At 40.2% G+C, this 15,296-nt stretch carries 13 protein-coding genes and 1 other annotated feature; of the genes, 9 read left to right on the top strand and 4 right to left on the bottom strand.

What is annotated here, in order from left to right; all coding sequences use genetic code 11:
* Positions 1–54 precede the first annotated feature (54 nt).
* Positions 55–546: a DUF1232 domain-containing protein gene (locus AAJG31_RS02220; protein ID WP_279494987.1), complete on the top strand. Its 492-nt coding sequence runs from the start codon at positions 55–57 to the stop codon at positions 544–546.
* A 62-nt stretch (positions 547–608) separates the two neighbouring features.
* On the opposite strand, the gene AAJG31_RS02215 is transcribed toward AAJG31_RS02220, so the two are convergent.
* Positions 609–1,424: a serine protease gene (locus AAJG31_RS02215; protein ID WP_279494988.1), complete on the bottom strand. Its 816-nt coding sequence runs from the start codon at positions 1,422–1,424 to the stop codon at positions 609–611.
* A gap of 58 nt (positions 1,425–1,482) precedes the next feature.
* Positions 1,483–2,121 (bottom strand): hypothetical protein, encoded by a 639-nt coding sequence (locus AAJG31_RS02210; protein WP_279494991.1) that lies wholly within the window; start codon positions 2,119–2,121, stop codon positions 1,483–1,485.
* Positions 2,122–2,290: 169 nt separating this feature from the next.
* On the opposite strand from AAJG31_RS02210, the gene AAJG31_RS02205 reads away from it, so the two are divergent.
* The 4 genes from AAJG31_RS02205 (at position 2,291) to AAJG31_RS02190 (ending at position 5,608) form a co-directional block, all read left to right on the top strand.
* Positions 2,291–2,761: a DinB family protein gene (locus AAJG31_RS02205; RefSeq protein ID WP_016993631.1), complete on the top strand. Its 471-nt coding sequence runs from the start codon at positions 2,291–2,293 to the stop codon at positions 2,759–2,761.
* A gap of 80 nt (positions 2,762–2,841) precedes the next feature.
* Entirely contained in the window at positions 2,842–3,399 is a 558-nt protein-coding gene (locus AAJG31_RS02200) for a TetR/AcrR family transcriptional regulator (protein ID WP_279494993.1), read from the top strand.
* A gap of 27 nt (positions 3,400–3,426) precedes the next feature.
* Complete coding sequence (gene fabF, locus AAJG31_RS02195) at positions 3,427–4,662, top strand: beta-ketoacyl-ACP synthase II (RefSeq protein ID WP_279494995.1); 1,236 nt, start codon at positions 3,427–3,429, stop codon at positions 4,660–4,662.
* 199 nt (positions 4,663–4,861) lie between these two features.
* Complete coding sequence (locus AAJG31_RS02190) at positions 4,862–5,608, top strand: amidohydrolase family protein (protein ID WP_103118112.1); 747 nt, start codon at positions 4,862–4,864, stop codon at positions 5,606–5,608.
* 57 nt (positions 5,609–5,665) lie between these two features.
* Here AAJG31_RS02190 and AAJG31_RS02185 read toward each other — a convergent pair whose 3' ends face one another.
* Both AAJG31_RS02185 and AAJG31_RS02180 read right to left on the bottom strand, forming a co-directional pair.
* On the bottom strand, positions 5,666–6,385 hold the full coding sequence (locus AAJG31_RS02185) for a metallophosphoesterase family protein (RefSeq protein WP_279494997.1): 720 nt from the start codon (positions 6,383–6,385) through the stop codon (positions 5,666–5,668).
* A gap of 129 nt (positions 6,386–6,514) precedes the next feature.
* Positions 6,515–8,119, bottom strand: coding sequence for an ATP-binding cassette domain-containing protein (locus tag AAJG31_RS02180; protein WP_004230062.1), 1,605 nt, complete (start codon positions 8,117–8,119; stop codon positions 6,515–6,517).
* A gap of 600 nt (positions 8,120–8,719) precedes the next feature.
* Between AAJG31_RS02180 and AAJG31_RS02175 the strand changes: the two genes are divergently transcribed.
* From AAJG31_RS02175 to AAJG31_RS02160, 4 genes are all read left to right on the top strand, one after another.
* Complete coding sequence (locus tag AAJG31_RS02175) at positions 8,720–10,606, top strand: FAD-dependent oxidoreductase (protein WP_066036786.1); 1,887 nt, start codon at positions 8,720–8,722, stop codon at positions 10,604–10,606.
* Between the two features lie 81 nt (positions 10,607–10,687).
* Positions 10,688–10,907, top strand: a binding site (T-box leader).
* A 44-nt stretch (positions 10,908–10,951) separates the two neighbouring features.
* Positions 10,952–12,625 (top strand): arginine--tRNA ligase, encoded by a 1,674-nt coding sequence (gene argS, locus AAJG31_RS02170; RefSeq protein WP_066036785.1) that lies wholly within the window; start codon positions 10,952–10,954, stop codon positions 12,623–12,625.
* A 130-nt stretch (positions 12,626–12,755) separates the two neighbouring features.
* Positions 12,756–13,931, top strand: coding sequence for an MFS transporter (locus tag AAJG31_RS02165; RefSeq protein WP_279495000.1), 1,176 nt, complete (start codon positions 12,756–12,758; stop codon positions 13,929–13,931).
* Positions 13,932–14,185: 254 nt separating this feature from the next.
* A complete protein-coding gene (locus AAJG31_RS02160; RefSeq protein ID WP_279495001.1) occupies positions 14,186–15,289 on the top strand; it encodes a hypothetical protein in 1,104 nt (367 codons plus the stop codon).
* Positions 15,290–15,296: the final 7 nt, after the last annotated feature.

The following is a 15,296-nucleotide window of genomic DNA, read 5'->3' as shown; positions in this document are numbered from 1 at the left end:
TAAAATGGAGGGTAGCCCCGCCAAAATAGCGCATCGCTGTAAAGAAGGAGGCAGATGAATGTGGATAATGAAGAAAAATTGCCTGAAGAACAGGAGCAACAGGATTTTTATCAGAAACTACGTACAAAATTAGTAGCTTTCCTTGGGTCGAAAAAGGGAAAAAGTAACAAGTTTACTCCGTATTTAATGTTTGTGCCTGATTTATTTCATTTGTTAATTAAAACAGTAACCGATGCGGGTGTAGATAAAAAGAGTCGTGCATTAATTGGGGCATCCATTGCGTATTTTGTATTACCGATGGATTTAATGCCAGAAGGACTGCTAGGTTTTGGTGGCTATTTAGATGATGTTGTACTAGCAACTTTTGTGGTAAATACCATTATTAATAAGTTGGGTCCAGATGTAGTGGAAAAGCATTGGACAGGGGATGACAAGCTTTTACATGTGCTACAAAAGGTTGCAGAAGTGAGTGATGAGGTTGTCAGTAAAATTCCTGTAAAATCGCCAATTGCTCAGTTCGTCAAGCAAGAAAGTAAAGATAAATAATAATATTATGTAAATCTAAGACACCTTATAAAAAATGAACCTGCTTATTACAGGTTCATTTTTTATTGCTCTTCTAATAAATTTCGGAGTTGTTGTACAGGAACAAATAGGCCAACATTTCCAATGGGCTCATATTTCATCGTGGCAAAGATAACCCCAATGACCTCACCATGTTGATCGATTACAGGGCTACCACTATTGCCACGATAAACAGGAGCTTTTAGCATCCTAACTGGCTCCTGCCAATCTTCTAATTGAATGGCGTCTAGCAATGTTCCTTCATTAGCGATGCCGGTGAAAGCAAGTGGATTTCCAATAAAATAGACATGTTCATTAACAGTGTAAGGTGGATCTTCTGCAAGAGGTAGATAGGGAAGTTGCTCAGCTTGCACCTGTACAAAGGCTAAATCTACGGCTGGATAGCTCTCGATTAATGTTGCTTCCATCAGTCCCTCATCAGGAAAGACAACTGATAATGTTGTGGCATGTTCGACAACATGGGCGTTGGTGACAATCAGACCATCTGGTGAGATGGCAAAACCAGTGCCTTTACTGGAGCCTGTAGAAATTTCAACGACTGCCTTTTTATAGGTTTGTATATCTTCTTGTGCAGAGAGCCGCGTTGAAACCTTGATAAATTCAAGCGCAGGTATGGAGTAGATTTGAAAAATGAGGGCAAATGTATTGAAAAACAGCACTAGTGCCATACCCCACACGATCCAGCGTACAAGAGGCTTTTGTTTTTTGGGCTTTTTTCCATAAATGCGTTCTTCTCGCGCCTGTGCTAAGGCTTTTTGCTGTTCCTCGAGTACAAGTTCAATTAATTCTTCTTCCGTTAATTCATCTTGCTTTGGTGTTGCATTATGTATATCACTCATTGATTGGCCTCCTTTGCTAAAAAACAGACGCCCAAGCAGGACGCCTGTTTTCTTTCAATTATTCTATTTTTTGCAAGGTTGATGTCACAACAAATGGCTCATCTTGCTCTGTTTCCATCGTATCCTCTTTGCGAATTAGACCAATGTCCTTTGCAAAATATTTGGTTGTGGTCATTTGATCTTCAGAGCGACTTAGCTGGATGACATCTTGATAGACCGTTGTACCAGTATCAACAGTAGCGGTCGTTGATTCAATGGTCCAACCTTGAAAGCTTGTCCCGACTTGTAAAGGCTTTTGAAGTACGGTTTCCAGTACAGGATAAGATGCTGCCTCAGCTGCACTTGGCATGCTTGGATTACTGTCAACAGGTTCTCGATAGACAAGATCAATACTTGTATCCGTTATGCGGTAGATTTTTAATAGTGTCACACCACCATTATTCTCTATTTGTACGATATGCTGTGTATCGAGGTAGGTAGTTTTTAGTGTGAAGCTAGCAAATTCATTTCCTTCCCCTTGAAAAGAAGCAACAGATCCATCAGGTGGAAAATAGGAGAGAAGTGACGTTTGATCTTGTTCCACTGCTTGCTTGTCTTCCACAGATGGTGTTGGAGCTGGCACAGGCTCTTCCTGAACTTCTTCACGACAGCCAGCCAGCAAAAATACTACAGAAAGTACTAGAACAGGGTATCTCATGGGCACACTCCTTCGCTATTTTCTTTCATTATACGTGAACGAGGAGTGTTATACGAATAATATGAGATTGTATAAATAATATTATTATGTAAACTATTTAATGAAAACTTGTAACAGCATGGAAAATTATCTATGATAGAAATGAAGTGAAAAAATGGGGGGCAAAGACATGTATAGACATGTAGATGATTTCTTACAAGAATGGTCAAATGCATCAAACGGGACACTACAGGTATTACAGGCTTTAACAGATGACAAGCTTCAGCAAAGTATTGTAGAGGGTCATAGTACACTTGGTTGGTTAGGCTGGCATTTAGTTGGAGCAGCAGGTTATTTTAGCTATCTAGCAGGCTTAAAAGTACCAATGATTCGCCAAGAAGATCCTGTGCCAACGACTGCGGCTGAGATCGTGACAGCCTATGAAAGCGTAGCAAATGGTATTAAAGAGGAAGTGGCTAAGCTTTCGAATGAAGAGTTACTAGAGGTAGTAACAGGCTTTAAAGCGCCGATGCCAAAAGGGGCTTTATTACGTGTATTAATTGACCATCAAACACATCATCGTGGACAAATGACGGTCCTACTACGTCAAGCAGGTTTACCAGTACCTGGCGTGATGGGACCAACAAAGGAAATGCAATAATCACGCGAGCAGCAGATAAATTGTTTATCTGCTGCATTTTTTAGATTGACACTTACCTACTAGTAAGTTAGTATAAAGCCATGACAAATAGAAAAATGCAAATTATAGAATTAACATTGAAAAATATTCAGGAAAAAGGATTCACATCATTTAGTTATGAGCATTTAGCAAAGGAGCTTGGCGTCACGAAAGCCAGTATTCACTATCATTTCGAGAAGAAGGGAGACTTAGGGATTGCTGTTTGCGAAAGAATTCAACAAGGATTAGAGAATACTTTTACATTGATGAAGGAGTCCACTTTGCCAGCTGAGGAAAAGCCATTTGCTTTTATTACGCAGCGAATAAAATTTCTAGAGCAAGACAGCATTTGCCCTATATCAGCTTTACAGGCGGATTATCAAGAATTACCGCAACCAATGCAAGAAAAGCTTCAGCAGCTTAGTCAAATGGAAATCGATGTCTTTGTTGAGCTATTGAAAGATGCTAAACAACAGGGCGCACTCCAAGCTACTAATGATTTGGAGGCTCTAGCTGTATTACTTATTTCAAGTACGAAAGGGGCATTACAATATAAACGTGTTGTAGGAGAAGCGTTCTTTCAAAAGATGCTGGAGCAATTAAAGGAACTGTTAAAGTAAGACATGATACGAGAAGGAGCGATGTGCATGGTACGAAGAGTCGTTGTTACTGGATATGGTGTTGTTTCCCCGTTAGGTAATTCGGTATCAGCCTTATGGGAGAATATTAAGGCAGGAAAATCAGGGATTCAAAAAATTCAAGGGGAGGCATTCAGCGGCATTAATACGCAAATTGCTGGGACGAGTACGGGTTTCGATGCAACGCTATATATGGATAAAAAAGAAACCAGTAAATATGATCTATTTGTGCAATATGCTGTTGCCGCTGCCCAGCAAGCTCTGACACAAGCCAATTTAAATATGGAACAGGTAGATAAGGAGCGTTTAGGCGTTTACATCGGCTCTGGCATTGGGGGCATTGAAACGATTTTAGAAAATCATCAAGCGATGCTCAATCAAGGGCCTAGGAAGGTGTCACCATTTATGGTGCCGATGATGATTAGCAATATGGCTGCAGGAATACTAGCAATCAAAACGGGCTTTAAAGGACCAAGCTTTTCACCTGTTTCTGCCTGTGCGACAGGAAACCAGGCGATTGGAGAAGCTTTCTTAGCGATTCGACATGGCTATGCGGATGGCATTTTAGCAGGCGGAGCGGAGGCACCGATCAATCCACTTAGCTTTGCAGGATTCTCCCGCATGAAAGCCATGTCCACTAGGAATGAAGAGCCAACAAAGGCCAGTCGACCATTCGATAGCAAGCGGGATGGCTTTGTCATGTCTGAAGGAGCTGGCATCGTATTCCTAGAGGAGTATGAACACGCCAAACAAAGGGGTGCTACGATTCTGGGTGAGATTGTTGGCTATGGTGTGACAACAGATGCTTATCATATTACAGCTCCTGATTTTACTGGTGCTGCCAATGCCATGAAGCTGGCATTAAAAATGGGTGCTATCGATGGGGCAGCTATCGATTATATCAACGCACACGGCACAAGTACTCCAGAGGGAGATAAATCTGAAACAAAGGCTATTAAACACGTTTTTGGTGACCATGCCTATCAACTAAAGGTTAGCTCCACAAAATCGATGACAGGACATCTATTTGGCGCGGCCGGTGGAATTGAAGCCATTATTACATTGAAAAGTATAATGGAGGGCATTATTCCACCAACCATCAATTATGAAACACCAGATCCCGAATGTGATTTAAACTATGTTCCTAATGAGGCACTTCATCAAGACGTTAACTTTGCGCTATCGAATGGGTTTGGCTTTGGTGGTCATAATGCTGTGCTAGCATTTAAAAAATTTGAGGAATAAGGCATTAGCTTAGCTAAAAAGAGTGGTATGAATTTAATTGTTCATACCATTTTTTATGTTTGTTTTATCAACTTGAAAAGAGAAGAGGGAACTTAAGCTATTGCAAGTCAATAAGTTTTCCTTATGAGAAATAGCTAGAAATTCGTATTATAACTTATAGTTAGAGTATGGTAAATTCAAAGGAAAAGGGGGATAAATGATGCGAATCTTTGATGCACACTTTCATATCATTGACTTTAATTTTCCGATTATCGAAAATCAAGGTTATACGCCACCAAGCTATGTAGTAGAGGATTATCAAAAGGACACAGTGAGTCTCCAGATAGCGGGAGGCGCCATTGTATCAGGATCTTTTCAAGGATTTGACCAAGCCTATCTTTTAAAAGCATTGAAACAACTTGGTCCCACGTTTTGTGGGGTAACGCAATTACCTAATACGGTCACGGATGATGAAATTGTACATTTACATAACAATGGGGTACGGGCATTACGCTTTAATAGTAGACGAGGTGGCTCAGAGGATTTATCACAGCTAGAAACCTTTGCACGACGGGTTTATGATTTGGTGGGCTGGCATAGTGAATTATATATCGATGCGAAGGAAATACCGGAGATAGCCTCGACAATTGAAGCATTACCAGCCATCTCCATCGATCATTTAGGGTTGTCGGAAGAAGGGCTGCCACATTTATTAAAGCTTGTTGATAAGGGAGTACGTGTCAAGGCGACTGGCTTTGGTCGTGTGGAGCTGGATGTGAAGCATGCTTTACAAGCGATTTATAATGCTAATCCAGATGCCCTCATGTTTGGAACAGATTGCCCGTCTACAAGAGCTAAACGACCTTTTAATTATGGGGATGTGGAATTGATTCAACAGCTATTTGATCAACAGGCTGCTGATAAAATCCTCTACAAGAATGCGCTACAATGGTATTTTCAGCGTTGAATATAAAAAAGAATCCATGTTGGCATGAAAATGGATTCTTTTTTAATTATGACGGTACTAAGCATTTCGATAGTTGGCAAACATAATTTCATTATAATACTGATCTAATTGAGGCATACCTAGTTCTTTTGCGATCATTAGCTCAGCCTCTCGGTCATATGCTACTCTAATAAATTGGATGGCATTGTTTGACTGTGTTCCATCTAGAATGGCATAGGAAGCAGAAGTTAGGTCAAGTGAATTACCAACACTCCCTACATTACAAAGAATTCCTTGTTTATATGTATGTAAAAAAGTTGTATGGATATCGCCATAGAACACAATATCAGGATGCTTCTTGTAATGGCTTGAATTGGTTACTGCAGTATTATCAAACATAGATAAACGCTTTTCAAGTGGATGATTTGGTAGGATACGTTCAAATTCACTTCTTGGAGACGCATGGAAAAATCTTATGAGCTGTTCATTTAATTCAAGATCAATATGGAAGGGTAATGACCCGAGATATTGATAGTCTTTTGCTGTTAATCGATCTTTAAACCATTGGAGAAAATCATTGTCAGTAGGGGATTGAATAAATACGTCCCAATTGCCTCGTACGACTTGTTCACAATTCTGTTGGATAAGTTCTATACAGGCAGAACCTTGAGGGCCCTTGCCGATTAAATCACCTAAACAAAAAATTCTGTCAATCTTTCTTAAGCGAATGTCTTTTAATACGGCCTCTAATGCCGTTTTATTCCCATGAATATCTGATATAATTGCAATTTTCTTCACGAAGATTACCCCCTCATTAATGCTATACTATATCATTCAATAAAAATCCTTTTAATCCTTTAAAAACCATATAAACACGAAAGACAAAAAAATCCTCTACCCACTATGGGTAGAGGATTTTTGTAAAGCTTAGCTTAAGCCTTGGCTATCTTTCCACTCTAGGAATTCATCATATGTTAACTGCTTATCTAAAATAGAGCCGTCTTCACGGATTTCGATGACACGGTTAGCAATTGTTTGGATGAACTGATGGTCATGTGATGTGAAAATCATTGCGCCTTTGAAACGAATTAAGCCCTCGTTCAATGCTTGAATAGATTCAAGGTCAAGGTGGTTCGTAGGTTCATCTAATAAAATAACATTTGCTGTCGCAAGCATCATTTTCGATAGCATACAACGTACCTTTTCGCCCCCAGAAAGAACAGCAGGGGATTTCTTCACTTCTTCACCAGAGAACAGCATACGTCCTAGGAAACCACGTAGGAAGCTTTCTGTTTCATCGTCTGGAGAATATTGACGTAACCATTCTACTAATGTTTTTTCAGAACCTTCGAAGTACTTGTCATGATCGTTTTCGAAGTAGCTTTGAGATGTCGTTACACCCCATTTAAATGTGCCAGCATCCGCTTCTTTTTCTTCCATTAAAATATCAAGAAGTGCTGTTTTCGCCATTGGGCTACCAAGTAAAACAATTTTATCTTCTTTGTTCATCGAGAAGCGCATGTCCTTGAAAAGCGTTTCACCTTCATGACTTGCTGTTAGACCGTCTACTGTTAGGACATCGTTCCCAATTTCACGGCCGATTTGGAAGTTGATGAATGGATATTTACGGCTTGATGGCTTAATATCATCAAGCTCAATTTTATCCAGCATTTTTTTACGAGATGTTGCTTGCTTCGATTTAGAAGCATTGGCAGAGAAACGTGCGATAAACGCTTGTAATTCTTTAATTTTCTCTTCTTTTTTCGCATTTTGGTCTTGTGCCATTTTTTGAGCTAATTGAGAAGATTCATACCAGAAATCATAGTTCCCTACATATAATTGGATTTTAGAGAAGTCCAAATCCGCAATATGTGTACATACTTTATTTAAGAAGTGACGGTCATGGGATACAACAATAACTGTATTCTCAAAGTTAATCAGGAACTCTTCCAGCCACTGAATTGCCTTTAAGTCAAGGTGGTTGGTAGGCTCATCGAGTAATAGTACATCAGGCTGACCAAACAGTGCCTGTGCCAGTAATACTTTAACTTTGTCAGAACCTTCAAGATCGCCCATTAGCATGTAATGAAGATCATCGGAGATACCTAAACCGTTTAATAGTGTAGCCGCTTCTGAATCAGCTTCCCAACCGTTTAGCTCTGCAAATTCACCTTCTAACTCTGCAGCACGCATGCCATCCTCATCTGAGAAATCTTCCTTTGCATAGATAGCGTCTTTTTCTGTTTTCACGTCATATAGGCGTTTATTCCCCATAATAACTGTGTCGAGCACTGTATGCTCATCATATTCGAAGTGGTTTTGTTTCAGGACAGATAAACGTTCGTCCTTACCCATCGATACATTTCCTTCCTGCGCTTCGATTTCACCAGAAAGGATTTTTAAAAATGTTGATTTACCAGCACCATTTGCCCCAATTAAACCGTAGCAATTGCCTGGTGTGAATTTTATATTTACGTCTTCAAATAGTTTACGATCGCCATAGCGAAGACCTACATTACTAACTTGAATCATGCAAGTTCCTCCTTTTTTCACAATGGCTCTAGTATAGCATGAAATATGTTCCATAGTCTATAAACATTATTAAATCAAGGTTTGGCGTTCTTTCCACATTTTTTGTTAAACATAAACTGAATAAAGATACAATAAAAAATTTAAATTTGGTGTAACTTTCTTTGAGAGTGAGGCGTCTATATTGTAGTGTGATTAACTATTTTTGAAAAAGAATAGAAAAATGACATCATTTACCACGGGGATTTTAGTTGCTTATTCACAAAGGTTTCGTCTAAAATGATTCTGACTGTTTATATATCAAGTAAATCATCACTGGTGCCCACAAGCCCATCCCCGTTTTGAATGCCAGCTATTCGTGGCTCTTTCATTTATACTAGATAGATGTTGCTAAAGTTAGACGAAAAACATCACAATCCTCATAAATGATTTCATTCATTTATCTTGATGATAATTTCATATAAGAATGCTGTAAGCTAAAGAATTATTCGTTTGTGGTAATGATATGCTATGCCTGCGTTCAACTAGGACATTCAGCCCTTGTGGCGGGAATGATGATTAAATAAACACATCGATGGAAATTTTAACAATTGGAGGTATATTATGGGTAAGGGCTTATTATGGACAGCCACTTGTGTAATAGTAGTTTTAGTTGGGTTTGGTAGCTACTATTTTATTAAAGAAATAACAAACTCTATGGCATACAATAAATTAGTAGATGAGTATAAAAAGCCAGAACCAATTGAACATATAGAGGAAGAATATGATGTTATTGTCATCGGTGGTGAGCCAGAGGGAGTGGCTGCGGCTGTGGCTGCTGCTCGAAATGGTGCGAAAACATTGCTGGTCGAAAAACGACAAGAGTTAGGTGGTTTATTTACATATGGTATGCTGAATTTCCTCGACATTCCTCGTGATGGCCATAACAACTCGATTAGTGAGGGAATATTTAAGGAATGGCATGAGCTTGTTAGAGGGAATGACGCTTTTGGCATTGTAGGTGCTAAGGCAGCCTTTAAAAAGCTAATCGATGAAGAGCCCAACTTAACGTTATCCGTGCAAACCGAGGTTGTGAAAGCAAATGTCAAACAACAACAATTAACGTCTGTGGAATTAAAAAATGAGTACGGTACATATGTTGTGACGGGGAAATCATTCATAGATGCTACACAGGATGCTGATTTTGCTGCCTTGTCGGGCGTTCCTTTCTTTGTGGGCGGAGAAGATATTGGCATAAAGGATAAGCGTATGGCTGTGACTTTAATGCTACATTTAAAAAATGTCAATTGGGATGAAGTCAAAAAAGCGGCTAATTCCGGTGTATTTGGCGGTGCTAATTTAAATCATACGGTGATGTGGGGCTTTACAAAGCTACATGATGAATACAAGCCATTACAAGAGGGTACAAGATTACGAGGGTTAAACTTAGCTCGTGTAGATGATGAATATTTCATCAATGCCTTACAGATTTTTGGTATTGATGGCTTGAATGAATCCTCAAAACAAGCGGCGATTGTCGCTGGGAAGAAAGAAACGTTACACATTCTAAAATATTTACAAACAAACTTCCCAGGGTTTGAAAAGGCTGAAATTGTCAGCTATCCAGAAGAACTCTACGTCCGAGAAACGAGACATATTTGGGCAGAGTATCAATTACCAATGGCAGACCTGTGGAAAAATAGTGATCAGTGGGATAGCATTGGCATTGCTTCTTATCCAGTCGATGTGCAAGCGCAAACGCCTCATGATTATGGCTATGTGATCGCTGCACCAAAGCAATATGCTATTCCTTTCCGGTCTTTAGTACCGAAGGATATTGATGGCTTACTGGTTGTCGGACGCTCTGCTGGTTATTCATCACTTGCAGCTGGTAGTGCACGTATTGTTCCAACAGGGATGGTGACAGGTGAAGCGGCTGGGACTGCGGCTGCTCTTGCACAGAAGCACGATGTAACCTTTAGAGACATGAGTAAGGATAAACCATTAATCGCTACATTACGCAAGCAATTGGCTAAGCAAGGTGCCTATGTTGATTCATTTTCAATTGAGTATCCATATCAAGGAGAATGGTATGATGAAGCCATTCAAACCCTCATTAATTACGGCCTTGTTGTGGGCGGCTATGATAATGACCTAAAAGTAGACAGTAAGGCGACGAAAATAAAGTTTGCTAAAATGTTAAAAGAGAGCATGCTACGTGCTGGTGGAGAAAGTGCAGCAGGAATGAAGGACCAGCTCGAAATTGTCATCAATAAAGTTTATAATCAAGGCGATGAAGCTATTGAGCGAGATGAGTTAGCTCAATATTTGGCTGACGTCCTCATCGGTGAATCCAATGCGACTAGTTGGGATACATTGGTAGAAAAAGGAATTGTCACGGAGAAAGTAGCGAAGAAAGTCTCTGATAATAAGAAATTAAAATTAAAAGAGATGTATGCGATTATGGCTGATGTGATTCATTATGTAGAAAAAAAACGTTCCTCCTTGTGAGGAGCGTTTTTTGCTGAAACGGCAACGTAAAAAAGGGTTGACGCCAATTAGAAAGTCCTGTAATATATGTCAAAATCATAAAAAAATTCGATGAAAAAGAGAGTAATTGATGGAATGACTGGCTAGCGAGTTAGGGACGGTGGGAGCCTAATGCAGGAACCATGAATGAAGCGCACTTTGGAGAAGATTCTCGAACAAATAGTAGAGAATAGCGGGGCGTCACCTCGTTAACAATGGAAAGTGGTCATGTTACATGGCAACTAGAGTGGTACCACGGGATTATCATGCTCTCGTCTCTAATTATAGAGGCGAGGGCTTTTTTATTTGAACAGGAGGAGGAGCAAAATGAATCAACAAATCGCCGACAGTATAGCAGTCACATTAAAGCAGCAAATAATAGGAGAGGACATATTGTCATTATTAGAAAAACCCAAAAGCTTGGAGCTAGGGGACGTAGCCTTTCCATGCTTTACTCTAGCAAAAGTGTTGAAAAAATCACCGCAAAGTATCGCAGCACAGATAGCAAGTCAATTAAATCATGACAGTATCGAGCGTGTGCAAGCTGTTGGTGGCTATGTCAATATTTTTCTTGATCAACAAAAGGTGACGCAACAGGTGTTACGCAAGATTCTGCGCGACAAGCAACAATATGGTACTACGCCAACAAAGATGGGAACGGTCGTCTTGGATTTTTCCTCTCCTAATATCGCCAAGCCTTTCTCGATGGGACATTTACGTTCAACAGTCATCGGCAATGCCTTAGCAAATATTGCAGAAAAAAATGGCTATCAAGCCATTCGTATCAATCATTTAGGGGACTGGGGTACACAATTTGGCAAGCTTATTGTTGCTTATCAGCTTTGGGGTGATAAACAAGCTATTTCGGCTTCCCCGATAGAGGAGTTATTAAAGATTTATGTGAAGTTTCATGAAGAGGCCGAGCAAGACCCAACGCTCAATGAACAGGCTCGTGCCGCCTTTAAAGCATTGGAGGACGGTAATGAAGAGGCGCAGGCATTATGGCAATGGTTCCGAGATGTGTCATTCATAGAATTTCAAACAATATATGAGCTATTAGGAATTCATTTTGATGCCTTTATAGGTGAAGCCTTTTACAATGACAAAATGCCGTCCGTTGTAACAGAATTAAAAGAAAAAGGGCTCCTTGTGGAATCAGAAGGTGCGTATGTTGTGGAGATGGAGGAGATGCCTCCATGTTTAATAACGAAAACGGATGGAGCCACGCTTTATGCGACGCGTGATTTAGCAGCAGCCCTGTATCGCCAACAGCACTACCAGCCCCATAAGATGTTCTACGTTGTTGGCAATGAGCAGTCCCTCCACTTTAAACAACTTTTTCAGGTCATCGAAAAAATGGGCTATCCTTGGGCAAAGAATCTGCAACATGTGTCATTTGGCATGATACTGAAGGATGGCAAAAAAATGTCGACGCGTAAAGGCAAAGTGGTGTTATTAGCAGATGTACTAGCAGAAGCTATAACGACTGCAAAGCGTAATATGGAGCAGAAAAACCCTTCTCTACCTAACAAAGAGCAAGTCGCAAAGCAAGTGGGGGTTGGAGCGGTAATTTTTAATGATTTAAAATCCCATCGTCTCAACGATATTGAATTTTCAATCGAGCAAATGATGAATTTTGAAGGCGAAACAGGGCCATATGTACAGTATACATATGCACGTATTTGCTCTATTTTAGATAAAAAGAAAGCTCCGACTCAAGATATGCTCTTCAAATCTTTAGGAGAGCAGGCTTGGCCGATTATTTCATTACTAGAACAGTTTCCTAAAACGGTAGCTATAGCTTTTGAGCAGGCTGATCCGTCCCAAATAGCGAAATATGCCTTACAACTGGCACGTTTATTTAATAAATATTATGCACAGTACAAAATATTAGTAGAAGATGAACAGCAAGCATCCCGTCTTGCATTATGTCAGAGTGTTGCTATTGTTTTAAAAGAGTCATTAGCCTTATTAGGTATTGAATCACCTGAAAATATGTAAGAAGCCTTAGCCATGTAAAGGTAAACTGTCCAATCATTGACCAACCATCGAAAACATGATAAAAGGATAGAGGAATCCATGCAAGCTTTTCATAAATGAAGGCTGCGTAATAACAGAGGGGATCAAACAATTGGTTAAAAAACATTGGACATTATCACTCACCTTCGTGGTCATTAGTATATTTTTTGTCGCTCTTAATATGAGGCCAGCTGTCACGGGAATAGGACCGCTTTTTAATGTCCTCATGACATCCTTACAAGTCTCGAATACAAGCATGAGCTTTCTCACAGCTATCCCCGTTTTTTGTATGGGATTATTCGCACCTTTGGCTGTCCCGCTTCAGCGAAAAATGGGCACGAAATCAGCTATCACCCTTTTAGTGGCCATCCTTGTAATCGCGAATGGGCTACGCTTTTTCCAAGCAAGCTATCTCTTGCTCATCGTGACAAGCTTTGCGGCAGGCTTAGCGATTGCAATGATTGGTCCTATCCTAAATGCTTATATTAAGAAAAAGTTTCCAGAACGTTTTACGACAGTAGTCGGTATCTATTCATTCGGTATAGGCGTAGGGGCTACTTTAAGTGCAGCCTTAACCGTGACTTTTTATCAGAGTTTCAGTAATAGCTGGACAATCGCCCTTGGTATGTGGTCAATCCTTGCTATAATTGCTCTCGTTATCTGGCTAGCGGCAATTCCATCCAAACACAACGAGCAGCTCCAACAAGTAACTACGTCAGAAGAAGTCCGTAATCCGTGGACATCTAGACGTGCCTGGGTAATTTTACTGTACTTTGGTTTACAAACATCACTCTTTTTCTCAATCATGTCATGGCTTACGCCGCTATTGCAGGATAAAGGCCTGTCATTAGAGGCATCCAGTGCTATGCTAACAATTATGTCTATTGTACAAATGATAGGGAATATGGCGGTACCAATTCTCATGGAAAAATGGCCAAGTCGAATGGCCTGGCTACTAGTGTTTAGCTTTGTCGGCATGATTGGATTTATGCTACTCTGGCTGACAGCGGGTATTTACCTATGGCTGGCTGTTTTATTAATTGGCATTGTGCTAAGCGGGCTATTTCCAATCGGACTATTGCTGCCTCTTGATGAAGCCAAAAATGATCAGGAGGCCACCAGTTGGTCATCTATGGTGCTGGCAGGTGGCTTTATGGTAAGTGCCATTATCCCCACTCTAATAGGCATTTGCTATGACCTAACGGGCAACCATACATGGACGTATCTGATCTTTGTATTATTAATGCTCGGCATTCTAGTAACGACTGGACTATTAAGAAAAAAATGATTGTAAGAGACATGTGTCAGGTTGCACATGTCTTTTTATGTGAAAATTATTTTGAGGGTATAATATCCTTCCATCCTCACAGCAAATTTTGTCTTCCATCAATATTAATGGGTAGAAAGAAATGACTTTAGGGAAGTTGCTGCATTTTTCTAATATCAATTATTCAATAATAATATTATGTAAACTTGAAACATTACTAGTCCTTGATTATGATAGAGAAGAGAGAATGTAGAATAGAAAGTTTTGGTGAAGGTATGTATAAAAAAGTGCTCATTTTAGGAGCGACAGCTTTTCTTGTAGCAGGCTGCGACAGACAAATAGGGACAGGATGGTTTCAAAATAAAAAGGCAGAGGTAGAATCAGAAGGAGCTGTGACGAAGCAACAGGAAAAAATTGTCCCAGAGGTCAAAGTGATTGGAGAGCATGGTGTTGGAGCAGGCATTATTATCAGGCAGCAGGATGATCAACTGTATATTTTAACGAATGGTGCACTAGTGGCATCCAAACCAACTGCCCTCGTTCAATTTGGTCAGGACAAGCTGGTAGTAGCGACTATTCATGTCATGTCAACAGCCTATAATATGGCCCTGCTACGAGTAACCTATCAAGCGGATGTGCAAGTGCCTAATTTATATGAAGGTGAGCTAAATCAACTGGCTGTTTATGTGAATGGCTTACCCTATACAATTCAAAAATACCAAGATAAAGTAGCGGCTTATTATATAAAAGCGGAACAATCGATACCTCTAGGAAGCCCTGTCATGGAGGCTGAAAACGGAGCCATTGTCGGATTATATGTTAATCGACAACAGCAAGGAGCGTCGCAGCCATACATATTGCCTATAAAGGAATTCCAAGCATCCATCGATGAATGGATTGAGGAGGGCATGACAGCCAGTGTACGACTTTCCCAATCGAAAAACTTATACCCCTATATTGAACAAGGGGATAAAGAAGCTGTACAGCAAGCAATCGAACAATATGGAGAAAATATATTTGCGTATAATACCGATGAAATTATGCTATTTTTAGATATGTTTCACAAGTATTTAAAGGGGGCAGTGACAACCCAGGATGCAAGTGTTTTGAAACCGATTGTCGGGACAGAGGCTATACAGGAAACCTTGGCTAGTATGGTTGCCTATTATGCTTCCAAGCAAGCCAAAATTCATTTCTCAGACACGGATATTCAGGCAATTCGCGTAGAAGGGCAGCGTCTTATCGTACAGGCTAAAACGGAATATATCCTGACGAATGCTGCTGGACAGGAGGCACTTGCCTACTCCAACATGTTGTATGAGTTAGAAAAAAATGAACAGGGCGAGTACAAGCTACTTGGTCTCACAAACAAGGAGTGAATTTTGC

This window comes from Lysinibacillus sp. BS3 (assembly GCF_039614735.1).
GTDB classification, from domain to species: Bacteria; Bacillota; Bacilli; order Bacillales_A; family Planococcaceae; genus Lysinibacillus; species Lysinibacillus capsici.
This window is presented reverse-complemented; position numbering and strand designations above follow the sequence as displayed.